This window comes from Sphingobium sp. B8D3A (genome assembly GCF_025961995.1).
GTDB lineage: Bacteria > Pseudomonadota > Alphaproteobacteria > Sphingomonadales > Sphingomonadaceae > Sphingobium.
Map to the genome: position 1 here is coordinate 2,849,453 of NZ_JAOQOS010000001.1, position 15,310 is coordinate 2,864,762.

Annotated in this window: 11 protein-coding genes; 7 read left to right on the plus strand and 4 right to left on the minus strand. The window is 64.2% G+C overall.

The annotated features are described in order from the left end of the window. Positions 1 to 184: 184 nt before the first annotated feature. The gene (locus M2342_RS13230; protein WP_264579432.1) at positions 185 to 715 is read right to left on the minus strand and encodes a helix-turn-helix domain-containing protein; all 531 of its coding nucleotides are present in this window, start codon (positions 713 to 715) and stop codon (positions 185 to 187) included. A 366-nt stretch (positions 716 to 1,081) separates the two neighbouring features. On the opposite strand from M2342_RS13230, the gene M2342_RS13235 reads away from it, so the two are divergent. The 7 genes from M2342_RS13235 (at position 1,082) to M2342_RS13265 (ending at position 8,344) form a co-directional block, all read left to right on the plus strand. Then, the gene (locus M2342_RS13235; protein ID WP_264579433.1) at positions 1,082 to 2,236 is read left to right on the plus strand and encodes an iron-containing alcohol dehydrogenase; all 1,155 of its coding nucleotides are present in this window, start codon (positions 1,082 to 1,084) and stop codon (positions 2,234 to 2,236) included. 12 nt (positions 2,237 to 2,248) lie between these two features. Continuing rightward, complete coding sequence (locus tag M2342_RS13240) at positions 2,249 to 3,562, plus strand: MFS transporter (RefSeq protein WP_264579434.1); 1,314 nt, start codon at positions 2,249 to 2,251, stop codon at positions 3,560 to 3,562. After that, the gene (locus tag M2342_RS13245) at positions 3,559 to 4,296 is read left to right on the plus strand and encodes an SDR family NAD(P)-dependent oxidoreductase (protein WP_264579435.1); all 738 of its coding nucleotides are present in this window, start codon (positions 3,559 to 3,561) and stop codon (positions 4,294 to 4,296) included. Before M2342_RS13240 ends, M2342_RS13245 begins: the two co-directional genes overlap by 4 nt. A 99-nt stretch (positions 4,297 to 4,395) precedes the next feature. Then, positions 4,396 to 5,346 carry a helix-turn-helix domain-containing protein gene (locus tag M2342_RS13250; protein ID WP_181559011.1) on the plus strand — a complete coding sequence of 317 codons (951 nt, stop codon included), beginning with the start codon at positions 4,396 to 4,398 and terminating at the stop codon, positions 5,344 to 5,346. Positions 5,347 to 5,466: 120 nt separating this feature from the next. Next, a complete protein-coding gene (locus M2342_RS13255) occupies positions 5,467 to 5,934 on the plus strand; it encodes a nuclear transport factor 2 family protein (protein WP_264574709.1) in 468 nt (155 codons plus the stop codon). Between the two features lie 8 nt (positions 5,935 to 5,942). Then, a complete protein-coding gene (locus tag M2342_RS13260) occupies positions 5,943 to 7,400 on the plus strand; it encodes an NAD-dependent succinate-semialdehyde dehydrogenase (protein ID WP_264579436.1) in 1,458 nt (485 codons plus the stop codon). A gap of 8 nt (positions 7,401 to 7,408) precedes the next feature. Next, the gene (locus tag M2342_RS13265) at positions 7,409 to 8,344 is read left to right on the plus strand and encodes a 3-keto-5-aminohexanoate cleavage protein (RefSeq protein ID WP_264579437.1); all 936 of its coding nucleotides are present in this window, start codon (positions 7,409 to 7,411) and stop codon (positions 8,342 to 8,344) included. 138 nt (positions 8,345 to 8,482) lie between these two features. On the opposite strand, the gene M2342_RS13270 is transcribed toward M2342_RS13265, so the two are convergent. The 3 genes from M2342_RS13270 to M2342_RS13280 all read right to left on the minus strand — a co-directional run bounded on the left by M2342_RS13270 (position 8,483) and on the right by M2342_RS13280 (position 15,188). Next, positions 8,483 to 11,467 carry a TonB-dependent receptor plug domain-containing protein gene (locus tag M2342_RS13270; RefSeq protein ID WP_264579438.1) on the minus strand — a complete coding sequence of 995 codons (2,985 nt, stop codon included), beginning with the start codon at positions 11,465 to 11,467 and terminating at the stop codon, positions 8,483 to 8,485. A gap of 190 nt (positions 11,468 to 11,657) precedes the next feature. Then, entirely contained in the window at positions 11,658 to 12,563 is a 906-nt protein-coding gene (locus M2342_RS13275; protein ID WP_264579439.1) for an amidohydrolase family protein, read from the minus strand. Positions 12,564 to 12,623: 60 nt separating this feature from the next. Further along, positions 12,624 to 15,188, minus strand: coding sequence for a TonB-dependent receptor (locus M2342_RS13280; RefSeq protein WP_264579440.1), 2,565 nt, complete (start codon positions 15,186 to 15,188; stop codon positions 12,624 to 12,626). Between the last annotated feature and the right edge of the window lie 122 nt (positions 15,189 to 15,310).

Here is a 15,310-nt window from a genome sequence, read left to right on the forward strand (position 1 = left end):
GCAGTCAGCGGCGGTCCGTCATGTCTTGAAGTCGATTGTCATCTGGTGCGACCCTGCAATTTTAGAAGCCTTTTTGGCTTTCTAAGGCAACATTATGTTATGCGAGCTTCACTTTGTGCGCCGTGATCACGGGAAGTCAACCGCTAAAGGACGGGTCGATGGAGCGATGCGATGGGGGCCCACCTCATCTGTCCCGTTTTGATTCGTTCCTGCCGGAATCAGCACCAAAACGGCACGGTTCGAGGATGTTGGACAGCGCCGGCAGCATTGCCGCGCGAAAGGCATAGCTGCGGCGGCCTGTCTCGATCGCCGATCCGGCGAGGCCTTTTCCGCGGAGCGCAGCCCGCAGCGTTGAGATGTGAACCTTGACCGCTGCACGCGACATCGCGCCGCGGTCCAGGAGCAACGCAAGTTCATCGAGCGGGATCAGCCGGTCAGGCTCGGCAATCAGGCGCAGGAGCAGGCGCGCACAGATATGGCCCCGCAGTCCCAAGGCCGCATTCAGATGGGCAACCGCCATCGGCTCGTTCGCGTGGCTGAGCAGCCCAACCTGCAACGCAACGCCGCTGGCAAAGGGCCTCGCACCGGCCCCTTCCGCTTCGTTCTGCTCCATCTCAAGCAGATGGCGCGCGGCCTCGATGCGATCTGCAGCTTCCTGAATCAGCCGGGCCGCACGATGACGGCGCACCTGGCCGGATCGATCTGGCTCCGTCACACCGCCCCTCCACGGTCAACGCGGACACGTCATTGGGCGGCCTGCGATAGCGCGGTGCGGCACCGGTCTTATGCCCTGCAAGGTGCCGGAGCGTGGCATGGGTTCCTTCCTGTCGATCGAGCGGGAGACGCTAACCCAGTCCGCCCCCGGCATTCCATCAATTGCCTCCATTTCGGAGTCGAAAAGGCGCGACGAGGTTAGCTCTGTCGCCGCATGCGCTCGTTAACTCAGCCGGCTTGCCCCTTTCGCCCTTTGGCTCCGCCACCAAGTGCCGATACGAGCGCGGCAAAGCATATTGCCGCCTAGATCAAGACAGCACGCCGCGCGCTACCGAGAGAGAGACGGGATGGGATGGAGAGGTGAGCCTTGCAATCTGAACAGCTTTTGAGCCTGCGCAATGTCCGCACGGTGCGCATCGGTGCCGGTCTTCTGCCGGCCTGTGCCGCCGATGTCGTCGCGTCCGGCGCCGAAAGCGCGCTGATCGTCTCCGGCAGCCCCCTGCGTGCGCTCAGCGAAGCACTCGCCTCCGAACTGGCCAAAGCCGGCTGCGCCGCCACGATTTTCGACGCCATTGCCGGTGAGCCGACCTTCGCCGATTTTGAGGCCGCCATGGCGACGGCGCGCGAGAGCCAAGCCGGCTTCATCATCGGACTGGGCGGCGGCAGTGCGATGGATGTCGCCAAGCTGGTCGCCGCGCTGATGGATGGCGCGCAGGGCATCGATGACGTCATCGGCACAGGCCTCCTCCAAGGCCGCGCCATTCCGCTCGCCTGCATCCCGACCACCGCCGGCACAGGCAGCGAAGTCACTCCCATCGCCATTCTGGAAGACGTGGCGGCGGAACTGAAGAAGGGCGTGGTCAGCGATCATCTCGTGCCGGATTTCGCTTATCTGGATGCTGAACTCACCGTCTCAATGCCCCGCGCCGTCACCGCCGCGACCGGGCTGGATGCGCTGACGCATTGCATCGAGGCCTATGCCAACCGCTTTGCCCATCCCGTCGTCGATGCCTGGGCGCTCGAAGGCATCCGCCTGATCGCCGGCCATCTCGAACGCGCCTGCACGGACGGCACAGACCTGGAGGCGCGCGATGCCATGCTTCGCGCGGCGCATCTTGGCGGCATGTGCCTCGGCCCGGTCAACACCGCGGCGGTCCACGCTTTGGCCTATCCGCTCGGCGGCGAATTCCACATTCCCCACGGCGTCGCCAACTCGCTGCTGCTGCCCCACGTGCTGCGCTTCACCCTGCCTGCCGCCCCCGCTCGCTATGCTGAGGTCGCTGCCGCCCTAGGCGTGCCGCGGACCGGCAATGACGAGGCTGACGCGCTGGCCGGCATCGCGCAGATCGAGCACCTTTCCGCTGCCATCGGCATCGAGCGGCACTTGTCCGCCTTCGGCATCGGCGCCAACGCGGTGCCCAAAATGGCTGCCGCCGCCATGACCGTGCAACGGCTGCTCATCAGAAATCCGCGCGAGGTCACCGAATCCGATGCGCGCGCCATCTACGAAGCTGCGCTATAGGACCGACACCCCATGAAAGCCGACCTCTTCTCCTGGTATCGCGGCGCGGACCGCAAGACCCGCCGCGTGTTCTGGACCTGCAGCGCCGGCTGGGCGATGGATAGCGCCGATGGGCTGGTCTATCAGTATCTCATCCCGCTGCTCATCGTTGGTCTTGGCATCTCGCTGACCGAGGCTGGGACCATCGCCAGCGCCAATTACTTCGCGGCGGCGATCGGTGGCTGGATCGGCGGCTGGCTATGCGACCGCTATGGCCGTGCCCGCATCCTGCAACTCACCATCCTGTGGTTCTCCTTCTTCTCATTCGCCTCGGGCTTTGCGCAGAATTTCGAGCAACTGCTCGTGCTGCGCGTGTTGCAAGGCATCGGCTTCGGCGCGGAATGGGCGGTCGGCGCGGTGCTGCTCGGCGAAATCGTCTCACCCAAGCATCGCGGCAAGGCGCTGGGCACGCTGCACAGCGGCGCGGCAGTCGGCTCCGGTCTGGCCGCGTTGATCGCCGGGCCATTCGCCTCCGCCTTCGATCCCGAGATCGGCTGGCGCCTCGCCTTCTTCGTCGGCATCATTCCCGCCGCGCTCATCTTCTTCATCCGGCGCGGGTCCGACGATTCCGACCTATTCAAACAGGCCCAGAAACGCGCGCACGAAACCGGGCAGCGCACCAGCCTCACCAGCATCTTCCGACCCAAGGTCGTCCGCATCACCGTTCTGGCGTCGCTGCTGGCCGTCGGCGCGCAGGGCGCAGGCTATGCCGTGAGCAGCTATCTGACGGTGTTCCTCGCTAATGAGCGCGGCATCGGTATCGCGATGGCCGGGCTGTGTGTGATGTTCAACAGCGTCGGCGGCTTCTTCGGCTTTCTGTTCAACGCCGCGATCAGCGATTTTGTCGGGCGCCGCAATGCCTTCCGGCTGTTCGGCCTCGGCTTCGTGATCTCCGCCGCCATCTATCTGTTTGGGCCATGGGGCGGGAATGTATGGTTCCTCGTGCCGTTCGGCATCGTCTACGGCTTCTTCCAGTTCGGCATCTATGCAAGCTTCGGCCCCTATTTCACCGAATTGTTCCCGACCGAACTGCGCGGCACCGGACAGGCCTTTGCTTATAATTTCGGCCGTGCCGCGAGCGCTCTGTTCATCATGACCGTACCCTTGGTGGCCGCCATCATCCCGCTGGGCGCGGCGATGGCCATCGTCGGCATGGGGGGCATCCTGTGCGCCCTCATCGCAACGCTGATGCTGCCCGAGACCGCCGGCCGCGCGCTGCAGTCACTGGATGACTTCGGTCGGGACGAAGCCCCCCAACCCATTGAGGCAAAGGCAACCGCTCCATGAGCCAGCAGCCCATCGCGATCGTCATCGGCGGCAGCCGCGGCATCGGCGCCGCCATCGTCCAGCTGCTCGCGGCGTCCGGCTACCATGTCGTGTTCAGCTATGCGCGTGACGCAGCGGCGGCGCAGGCCGTCGCAGCGAGCGTCACCACTGCCGGCGGTCAGGCCCACGCGGTGCAGGCAGACAGCGCGCGGGAGGCCGATCTGATTGCCCTGTTCGACGAAGCGCAGGCGCTGGGGCCGATCGGCGCGCTCGTCTATTCCGCCGGGATCACCGGCCAGGCCTCTCCCCTGGCGGAGGTCTCGGCGGAAACCCTCGAGCGCGTCATGGCGGTCAATCTCACCGGCGCGATGCTGGCCGCGCGTGAGGCCGTGCGGTGCATGGCCCTCTCGCGCGGCGGTGCGGGCGGCGGCATCGTCTTCATCTCGTCGCGGGCGACCGCTTATGGGTCAGCCGGGGAATATGTCTGGTATGCCGCATCCAAAGGCGGGCTCGACAGCCTGATGACCGGACTGGCGCGGGAAGTCGGCGGCGATGGCATTCGCGTCAACTGCGTCTCCCCCGGCCCGGTCGCCACGGACATGCTGAGCGCCGAGCGGTTGGCCGCTGGCGCCGCGCGCGTGCCGATGCAGCGCGCAGCACAGGCGGAGGAGATCGCGCAGGCGGTCCGTTACCTGCTCTCGTCCGAGGCCTCTTTTGTAAATGGCGCGAACCTCGCCGTATCCGGCGGCGTGTGACGATGGGAAACTTGCAAAGCGCCTTGAAATGGTTGACCCTGAAGGAAAGCGGCCGGGACGCCTCGATAGAAGGACAGAGGGCACGCGGAGAGGATAAGCATGGAATCCTACAGCACTGAAGCCTTCCCCATATCGACGCGCGCGGCGGCATGGACAAAGCTCTATTCACAGCAGCTCAATCGCGTGAACTTCACGCCCGCGGACCGGCATGAGTTTGCCGCGCGGCTCAGCCTCAGCCATTTCGGGCCAATCCAGCTCGCCAGTATCGCGGCCAATCGCAGCCATATCGAGCGGACGCGCAACCACATCCGCCCCGGCGCGCCGCGTCTTTATTCTTTCCTGATGCAGGCGCGCGGCAACAGCGTGCTCGACCATTGCGGGCATCAGGCCCAGCTCGATCAGGGCGATTTCGTGCTGTGCGACAGCGCGGCGCCGCACAGCTTCACGCTCGGCGACAATTCGATGATTATCATGCTGCGCGTTGATGCCGGCCTCATCAAAAAGCACCTGCCGACGCCCGAGCGCTTCTGCGGCCTCAAGCTCGATCATGAGGTGGGGCTGACCGCGGTCATGTCCGCCATGCTCGAAAATCTGAACACGCAGGTGCAGAGCGGCTTCCATTCCGATCATGATGGCCGCTTTGCTCGCCACGTGCTGGAAATGCTCTCCACGGCCTATGCGATGGGCTTTGACGAGCAGCCGGAAGGCTCGGCGGTGATGCTCGGCCGACAGAGCGAAGTCATTCGCTACATCGAGGACAATCTGCGCGACCCGGAACTGACGCCCGCACGCGTCGCCGAGGGGCTGCGCATCTCGCCGCGCTACCTGCGCACGCTCTTCGCCTCGCGCGGGGAGAAGGCGTCGAGCTACATCGTCCGGCGGCGTCTGGAAGAGTGCGGCAAGCAACTGCGCAACCCCGCCTGGGCCGGCCATACGCTGACCGAGATCGCCTTCGCCTGGGGGTTTAACAGCGCGGCGCATTTCACCCGCACCTTCCACGAGCATTTCGGCATGGCGCCGCGCGATTACCGGCGCGCTGGCTCGAACTGACCAGCCGCGCGGGCGCCTTCCTGAGCAAGTCATCCTGCCCGCCCGGGCAAGCGGCGACGCAACCTCTATGTCAGCCCGGTCTCCACGCAGACAGGCGGGACATGGAGGACGGAAGACACAATGGTTGCCAGGGAAGTGCTTGATCTGAACCAGATATTGTCGCTGCAGCTGACCGAATATTGGCACGAGATCGATACCAACAAGGGGCGCAAGGCCTCGGATTATTATACCGAGGATGCCGTCTTCCACGGCCAGTTCGCCTCCTATAACGGCCGCGCGAAGATCCAGCAATTCTATGACTGGCGCGCCGAACGCGGCGAGCGGCTCGCGGTCCATGCCTTCACCAACTTCCGAGCATGGTTCACCGGGCCGGACAGCGCGGAAGCGACGAACTACCTGTTCCTCTACGCCGCCGATGGCGTGCGCCCCCTCCCCACCCATCCGCCAGTGACGATTTCGCTGGCGACCGACCGCTATGTCCGCGGCGCCGGCGGGCGCTGGCTGTGCACCTATCGCCGGTTCGAGCATTTGTTCGAGAGTGATACCCCGATCACAAATCCGAACCTGGACGATCAAGAAGCAAAGTGAGCAGGCCCATGAGCAGACAGCGCGGCGAACTCGACGAGAAGGATCTTCTGCTTTCCAAGGCCTATGTGGCCGGCAAATGGGTGGATGGCAGTGGCGACCCCATCGCTGTCGACGATCCCTATACGCTCGAGACCGTGGGACAGGTGCCGCGCGTCAGCGAAGCGCAAGTGTCTGAGGCCATCGACGCCGCGAACCGCGCCTTTCCGCAATGGGCACGACGGCCCGCCAAGGAGCGCGGCGCGATCCTGCGGCGCTGGTATGAGCTGGTCATCCAGCACAAGGAGGACTTCGCCCGGCTCATCACGTTGGAGAACGGCAAGGCGCTCAAGGAATCGCGCGCCGAGGTCGACTATGGCGCCGGCTTCCTCGAATTCTATGCCGATGAGGCGACCCGCTCGTTGGGCGAGATCATCCCCGCCCCGGTGACCGGCCGCCGCCTCATGGTCGAGCGCGAGCCGATCGGCGTGTGCGTGGCGATCACGCCATGGAACTTCCCGCTCGCCATGCTCACGCGCAAGGTCGGGCCGGCGCTGGCCGCCGGCTGCACCATGGTCGCCAAGCCGGCCGAGCTGACGCCGCTCACGGCACTGGCCTTTGCCAAGCTGGGTGAAGAAGCAGGCGTGCCAGCGGGCGTTTTCAGCGTGGTCACCGGCAATTCCAAGACCATCGGGCCGGTGATGACCGGTTCGCCGATCGTCCGCAAACTCTCCTTCACCGGCTCGACCCCGGTGGGCGCAATGCTGGCGGAAGCCTGCGCCCCGACAATCAAGCGGCTCGGCCTCGAACTGGGCGGCAATGCGCCGCTGCTGATCTTCGACGATGCCGACCTCGACACCGCCGTCGAAACGGCAATGGTCGCCAAGTTCCGTAATGGCGGCCAGAGCTGCGTCGCGGCGAACCGCATCTATGTGCAGAATGGCATCCGCAGCCGCTTTCTCGACGCGTTTGGTAGCAAGGTCGCGGCGATGAAGGCTGGCGATGGCTTTGAAGACGGCATCGATGTCGGCCCGATGATCGATGATCGCGCCATCGCCAAAATCGATGAGCATCGCGAGGATGCGCTGCGCCATGGCGGACGCCTCATCGCCGGGGGCGCATCGCCCGGCGGACGCATCGCCGTGCCGACGCTGATCGGCGACGTCGCACCCGATGCCCTGCTGACCCGCGAGGAAACCTTCGGGCCGCTGGCCGGCGTCATCGGCTTTGCCAGCGTGGAAGACGGCGTGCGGCTCGCAAACGACACGCCCTTTGGCCTCGCAGCCTATCTCTGCTCCAGCGATCCGGCAACGATCGCCCGCGTAGGCCGGGATCTGGAGAGCGGCATCGTCGGCATCAACACCGGCCTCATCTCGACGCCTTATGCCCCCTTCGGCGGCGTCAAGCAGTCGGGCCTCGGGCGCGAGGGCTCGCACCACGGCCTCGCCGAATATCAAAATCTCAAATATCTCTGTCACGCAGGACTTTAGACCCGCTTATGCGCAAACACGCCAAGGTCATCATCACATGCGCGCCGACCGGCTCGATCCACACGCCCTCCATGTCGCCGCATCTGCCGGTGAGCGCGGACGAGATTGCGGAGGCCGCCATTGGCGCAGCGCAGGCCGGCGCGGCGATCCTGCACCTGCATGCGCGTAACCCGGCAGACGGCAGCCCAAGCCCCCGCGCGGCCGATTTCATGGCCTTTCTGCCGCGCATCCGGCAGGCGACGGACGCGGTGGTGAATATCTCCACTGGCGGCAGCGCCACCATGTCGCTGGATGACCGGCTGGAAGGCGCCAAGCAGGCCCGGCCCGAGCTGTGCTCGCTCAACATGGGACCGCTGATCTTCGATTTCTCCGGGGCGGCCAAGCGGGTCACCCAGTGGCAGCACGGCTGGGAGAAGCCCTATGTCGAAGGCGCGCGCGGGCGGATCATGTACAATGACAATGCCTACATCGAGCGCATCATGCTGGAGGTCGGCCGGGAGTTCGGCACGCGCTTCGAGTTCGAATGCTATGACATCGGCCATCTCTACACGCTCGCTCATTTTGCCGACCGCGGCCTCATCGACCCGCCCTTCCTCGTCCAGGGCGTGTTCGGCATCCTGGGCGGCATCGGCGCGGACCCGCGCAATCTCGCCCATATGGTGACCATGGCCGATAGTCTGTTCGGCGAGGATTATGTGTTCTCGGCCTTCGCGGCGGGCCGCCATCAACTCGGCTTCTGCACCCAGAGCGCGCTGCTCGGCGGCAATGTCCGCGTCGGGCTGGAAGACAGCCTGTTCATCGGCAAGGGCGAGCTCGCCACCTCCAACGCGCAGCAGGTGGAACGCATCCGCCTCGTGATCGAAGCCCTGGGCCGCGAGATTGCGACGGCTGCCGAAGCCCGCGCGTTGCTCGGCCTCAAGGGCGGCGACGCCGTCGGCTTCTGAGCCAGAGCTTCGGCCTCCCTTCAACGTCCATCGCTTTTGGGTGCCCGCCCGGCCTGAATGGCCGAGTGGGCATTTCGACAAAGGAAAGCCGGGCCTCCTTTCGGAAGCCCGGCTGGCATCTGCAGCGCTGGCGTCAGATCAGAATTTGACCCGTACGCCGGTCCGGAACCGCGCACCGAAGGTGTCGAAATAGACCGGGTTGGTTGGATAGTTGGAGCCACCCAGGCCGCCGCCACCCGGCGCAATCGGCGGCTTCTTGTCGAAGATATTGTCGATCGCGCCGAACACCTCGATGCTGTTCCCACCATTTCCGACCGGAATGGCATAGGACATGGCGAGGCCGAAATAGCTCGCTCCCTTCACGCGGTTGGTGTTGATGCTGTTGCGCAGCGTCGGATCGTAGCCTTCATCTTCCGGCCCCACCCGCTCGACATTGTAGATGCCCGAGCTGATCCGGCGCATGCTCACCGTGGCGTTGAAGGGCCCGCTATCATAGCTCAGGAACGCGTTGACGATCCACGAGGGCGCGGGATTGAAGTTGCCGCCGCTGCTCACCGGCCCGGTCTGCCCGGCATAATCGATCACCGGCGTCGTCGGGTCGGCCTGCACCTTGAAGTCATATTGGTGGTTGGCCAGCACGCGCAGGTTGAGCGCCCCGCCCCAATCGGCCGAAAGGTCGGACAGGCGCAGCGTATAGTCGAACTCGAAATCGAGGCCACGCACGGTCATGCTGCCGAGGTTCACCTGGCGGGCATCGATGTACGAGATGTTCGTCGGCGAGACGAAGGTGATGCGGTCACAGAAGATGTCGAACTGATCGCAGAAATCGACGATCTGCTGGCCGCCGAGCCGGCTGACAGCATCCTCGATCGCGATCTGATACCAGTCGACCGACATGCGCAGACCCGGGATGAAGCTTGGGCGGAACACGATGCCCGCCGTTGTCGTATCCGCCTTTTCCGGCGTCAGCGCGAAGCTGCCGCCATTCAGGATCGGGGTCGGATCGTCATTGCCCACGCCCGCGATGTTCGGATTGTCGACGATGCCCTGCGATGAGCCTTCCTCCGTTGCCACCTGCCGCTGGAACAGCTCGCGGAAGCCCGCAGCGCGGATGTCGCGCGAGCGAGAGCCGCGCAGGCGCACACCGCCGCCGATTTCCCAGATGCCGCTTAGCTTGTAGCTCACCGCCTCGGTCGTCTTCTCCTCGCTGGTGAACGCATCCGACGCCTTGTTGCGCGTCCAGCGTACGGCGCCGTTGAGCTCCAGCGTCTCAAAGAACGGATGGTTCGCCAGCAGAGGCACGCTCACTTCGCCGAAGGTTTCGAGAACCTCTATGGTGCCGCCATAATCGAGGCCAAAGGTGAAGGCGTAGTCGGTGTAATTGGGGATATCGCCATGGGTCACATCGCCCTTTTCCTTGCGATATTCCACACCCGTGGCTGCGCCGACCGGCCCGGCGCCAAAGCCATCGAACAGCGAGCCGCTGATTGAGGCGGCAGCGACATGCTGGGTATAAAGGAAGTCCTCCACCACCGGGCGGTAGGCGTAGTCGATGGCCGCCTGGCTGAGATTATCGAGACCAAACAGGTTCATCGGTACGCAGCCCTGCGCGCGCGGATTGGGATTGGCCTTGAGCAGTTCCCGGCAGACGATCTGGTTGGTCGCCGGATTGACCACGGCGTCCAGCCCATATTGGAACTCGGTGTTCACGCGCGAATAGCGGGCCGACTGGTGCCGCTTGTTGCGGCCGTACTGATAATAGACGTCCCAGTTCCAACCGCCACCGATCTCGCCGGTGACGCCAAACACCGCGCGCCAGACATCTGCGGTGACGGAGTTGAGCGCCGGGATCTGCGCATCAACATCCTTGCCGAGGCTGAACTGGGTGCCGGCTAGCAGCGTCTTGAGCGAGGCCGGGAGGAAGGCATTATCCGGTTGGACGAAATAGGTCGAGCGCGGCCCGGCTGTCACGCCGCTGTTGGAGGCGGAGCGATGCGCGTAGGTGACTTCGGTATAGGCTTCGACCGTGTCCGACAGGTCGTATTTGCCGGAGAGATAGCCGACGAAGCGCTCGACCGGCGTCTGGATGTCGGAATCTGCATAGGTCGATTCGCCGTCACCGCCCTGGCGCGGACCGGTCTGCGACGATTGGACGTATGTGCCCGGATCGAACTGCACGATGCCGGTGCCGTCGTCATTGAAGCGGATGTTGCGCGCCGCCGGCGCGGCGGGCGCACGGTTGCGAACCACGCCGCGCGCATCGTTAAACGCCTGCTTGGAATTGGGGCCGATGATGAAGTTGGGCAGACCATAGCCCGGCGTGCCGGGACGATCGAAGCCCGAGAGCGAGCCGTTGGCCAGCACATTATTGGCATTCACGAAGACGTCGTAGCTTTCCGCACACCAGTCGCGCGAAAGCGAGCAATCGCCGATGCCGTCCTTCTTCTCATATTCGCCGCCGATGACGATATGGCCGCGGCTGCCGACGCGTGTGCCATAGACGAGCGATCCATGATGCCCCTTGCCATCCCCCCGGAAGGTCTGGCCATAATCGACCTGCCCGCGCAGCCCCTCGAGCTCGGTATCGAGGATCAGGTTGACGACACCGGCAATCGCATCCGACCCATAAGCCGCCGATGCGCCGCCCGTCACCGTCTCCACGCGCTTGATCATCGCGGTGGGAATGAGGTTGAGATCAACCGCACCGCCATCCGATGTCGGCACGAAGCGGCGGGAATTGACCAGCGTGAGCGTGCGCGTGCCGGAATCCGGGTTGAGCCCGCGCAGGTTCGCATAGGAAGCGCCGACATTCGCGCCCGCGGTGATGCCGGCGGTTGCGTCCGACTGGAACGCCGTGTTCTGCGGGATAAGCTCGACGATATCGCCGGCATTCACGATGCCCAGCTTCTCAGTCTGCTCGATGCCGAACACCGTGGCGGGCGTCGGCTCGTTAAAGGCGTTGTTGCGGATCCGCGTGCCCGTGACGACGATGGATTGCTCGCTCGCGCTCTCCGCCCCGCTGCTGTCCTGCGCCTGAACCGGCATTGACAGCAACGCCGCCGCCGGCAGTGCCGCCCACAGCAGATGCGACGCGCCCCCGCGTCCTTTCACTTTCAAAGTCATTCGTACGGCCTCCCCATTATGTATATTTTGCGCGCACGACCTTTGCCGGGCGCGACCTCATGCGGACCATCGCATTGCGCAACGGGCCGCTTCTTATCTCCAAGTGATCCAGCTTATGCCGAATTCGGCACAAACAGAGCCGGACGACGGCATCGCCCGGCTCCGATGTCATCGGTGTGCTGCGGTGCTCTTACGCCCAGTTGAGCGCGCGCTTAATCGTGCCGCCCAAAATCCACTCCTTGTCACTCTGCGAAATCTCATTGGTGTGGAGAAGGCTGTAGAGCGCGTCCGCATAGGGCTTCCAGTCCTTGCGGAGCGGGAAGCCATTGGGACCCGGCGGCGTTTCCGTGCCCCAGCGCTGCCGGGTCATGTCGCTCGCCCACAGGCACCGTTCCGGGCCGAAGGCGTGCAGGATCTTGTGAATGTATGGCCAGATGTCGTGATAGGGATAGGCCTCCTTGGAGATGATCGGCATCCCGCACAGCTTCACATAGACATTGGGATAGCGCGCCATGTCGAGCAGCTTGGGAAGGTTCGCCCAGCGATCCTTGGGCGGCGCGATCATCGACTGGGTGACCCCGTAGTGATCGATGATGATCGTCATGTCCGGGTGACGCTCGGCATAGATCGCGGCCTCGTGACCGAACTCATGGGCACCGACGAACATCGGGATCTTATACTTGGCGCCATAAGCGAAATAGCGGTCGAACGCGCCCTGCTTGACCAGCGGACTGACCGCGATCTGCGCGCCCGGCTTACGCCAGACCTGCCCGTAATTGGTGAACAGCACGCGCGTGGCGAGCATCCCAGGCTTCTTCTTGAACGCCGCCATCTGCTGCTCGAGATCGGGCGCCGCATGATCGAACACCTCGACCGCCCCGAACCGATCCGGATAGTAGCGCACCGCCGCTTCGTTGAAGGACCGACCGGCATAGATGATCGCCTTGTCGACGCCGACGCAATCGATCGCCTCGCGCGCCAGCTCGACGTTGATGAACTCTTCAAGCTGCGGCGTGATCGTCTCGCCTTCGGGCTTGGCGGCGCGCATGCCGCCGCCGATATGGGGTTCGTGGATCTGACCGTCGATGATCTGCATGTACCTTGTTCCTCTCGCCTATGCTTGATGGTCGGTGGCGGGCACGTGCCCGCCTTCCGATCAGAACCGCTTGTTCAGGGTGAGATACCACTCACGCGGGGCGCCCGGCTGGCCATTGATCTGCGGATAGCCAATGGCCTGGTAGATGAAGTAGTTGCGCCAGTAGAACTGCTTGAAGACGTTGGTGACGCCCGCTGCGATGGAGAAATCATACTCCTTGTTCGCGTAGGTCAGGCGAGCGTTGACCAGCGAATAGCCGTCCTGATTATACTCTACACGGTCCGGGCTGTAGACCTGGCTGCCGGTGTAGAACCAGTCGACACGTGGCGTGACCGTGCCCTGCAGAGCCGGCGCATCGACCTCATACTGGATGCCGGCATTGGCCTTGAGCTCCGGGATCGCCACCGGGCGCCGGTTCTGGCCGGCCGGGCGGGCATCCAGATCGGCCGACGAGAATTTGTGGTAGCCGATCGAGCCGCCGACCGCCAAGCCCTCGACCGGACGGAAATCTAGCTCCAGCTCGAAGCCTTTCACCTTGCCCGGCGTGTTCTGGTAGAAGGTGCGGCCGATGCAGGCGAAGCCGGGCGTGTTAGCGGCGATTTCAGCCGACGTCAGCGGACGGCAGGTCGTGAAGGCAGGGTTCACCGGGTTGGGGATTTCAAGGAAACCGCCCGGCGCTGGCTGCCCGTTCGCACCCAGCTGATACTCCTGACCGGAGACACCCGTCGGACGGGTCTTATAATCCGTGTAGAAGGCCGCAGCGTTGATCCGCAGCATCCGGTCGAACAGATCGGTCTTCACGCCCAGTTCGTACGACTGGGTTTCATCGCCCGGATATTGCGCGACCTGGCTCGGCTGCAGCGGACGGGCATTGAAGCCCGGCAGCCGCGCGCCAGTGGCCACGGACGCGTAGATCATCGTGCGCTCGCTCAGCTTGTAATCCGCGCCAACCTTCCAGTCGAACCGCTCATCCTTGATGTCGAAGTTGAAGACGGTCTGACCGGTGGGCGAGATGGTGAACTGCGTCGAGGTGGCCGTGGTGCCATCCAGCACGCTGCGATAATCGACACCCTTCTTGTCCTTGGAGAAACGCCCACCGAGCGTCAGGCCAAAGCGATCGCCAAAGGGCCGCAGCGTGGCGTTGGCGAAGACCGCCTTGCTCTCCGGCGTGTAGCGGCTCCAGAGATAACGCTGCGTATTGTTGAACGGCGACGTGCCGGAGAAGCGCTGTTCGCCATCCGCCCAGTAGTAGAAGGCGCCGACGACCCAATCGGCCCAGCCGGTCTTGCCGATCAGGCGGATTTCGCCGGTCCAGTCATCCTGGAACACATCATTGCGATTGTTTTCCATGGCGACGGGCGAACCATCGACATCGAACCCGAACACGCCATCATAGCGGCGATAGCCGACGATGCCGACAACATCGATATTGTCGCTGATCTCATATTCGATCCGCGCATTGCCGCCCCAGTTCGTCTGCGGAACGTTGCTGGGGTGCGTAATGCCGCCGCGGAAAGGCGAGCCATTGTAGAATGTGTTGCCAGGAATCGCGGTGCCGGCGGCAATCGGATCGGCAAAAGTCGCGAAGGTCGTATAAGGGTCGCCGGTGATGAAGCGGCTATCATAAGCAAAGGTCGGGCCGCCCGGTGCCGTCCAGCGGTTGAACAGCGTCGAGACCGCGGAGCGGCCGGCTGCGACGGCCGGATTGATGGCGACGACGCTATCCATGGCCGCCTCCGAATTGTCCTGGAGATAATCCAGCGCGGCGGTGATCTTGAGGCGCGGCGTGGGCTCCCAGTAGATCTGGCCACGGATGGCCTGCACATCCTCACCACCCAGATGGCCGATGGTGCAATCCTTGGGCGGATTGATGTCGGAATTGTTGAGCAGGCCGGCATCCGCAGTCGGGAACAGCCCGGCCAGCTGAGGCGTGCCCCGGCGGATCATTTCGCAGCGGAAATCGAGCTGCCGCTGATAGCCAGTCATCTTCTTGACCAAGCCGGAGACGGAGAGCGACATGGTCGATCCGAGCGGCAGGTTGATGCCGGCGCGCATTTCGCGGCGGTCGTAGCTCCCGACCGTGAACTCGCCATAGCCCGAGGCTTCGCCGAGCACCGGCCGGCGGGTGGTGAGGTTGACGGCGCCAGCCAGCGAGTTGCGGCCGAACAGCGTGCCTTGCGGGCCGCGCAGCACCTCTACCCGCTCCAGATCAAGCAGATCGAACATGGAGCCGAAGACCAGCGGATAATAGACATCGTCGATATAGAAGGCGACGCCCGCCTCGCCCGACAGATTGGTCTCGCTCGAGCCGATGCCACGGATGAAGGCGCTCATGCCGGGGCCGAATGCCGCCTGCGACTTCTCGAAGGAGACGTTGGGAACGACCCGCGACATTTCGGCGACGTTGGTCAGCCCCTGCTCCATCAGCGCGTCTGCCGGCAGCGCCGAGATCGCAATCGGCGTATCCTGCAGGTTGGTCGCGCGGCGGGTCGCCGTAACGACGATGTCCGCGATCCCGGTTCCACGCTCGGAAGCGCCGTCCGCCTCAGTGACCTGCGCGTGGCCGGTCTGCGCTATACACAGCGCCAGCGCGGACGCTGAAAGCTTGCCGAAAGTCCTCTTCATCTCATCCCCTCCCGAATTGGTGCAGCCATGTCTGGCCTCGGGGGGAGCACTAGAGGGCCTCCATCATCCAATCTTGCCGGATGCGGCACTGAACGACGCCTTGCCCGGCATATGCCGTTTAC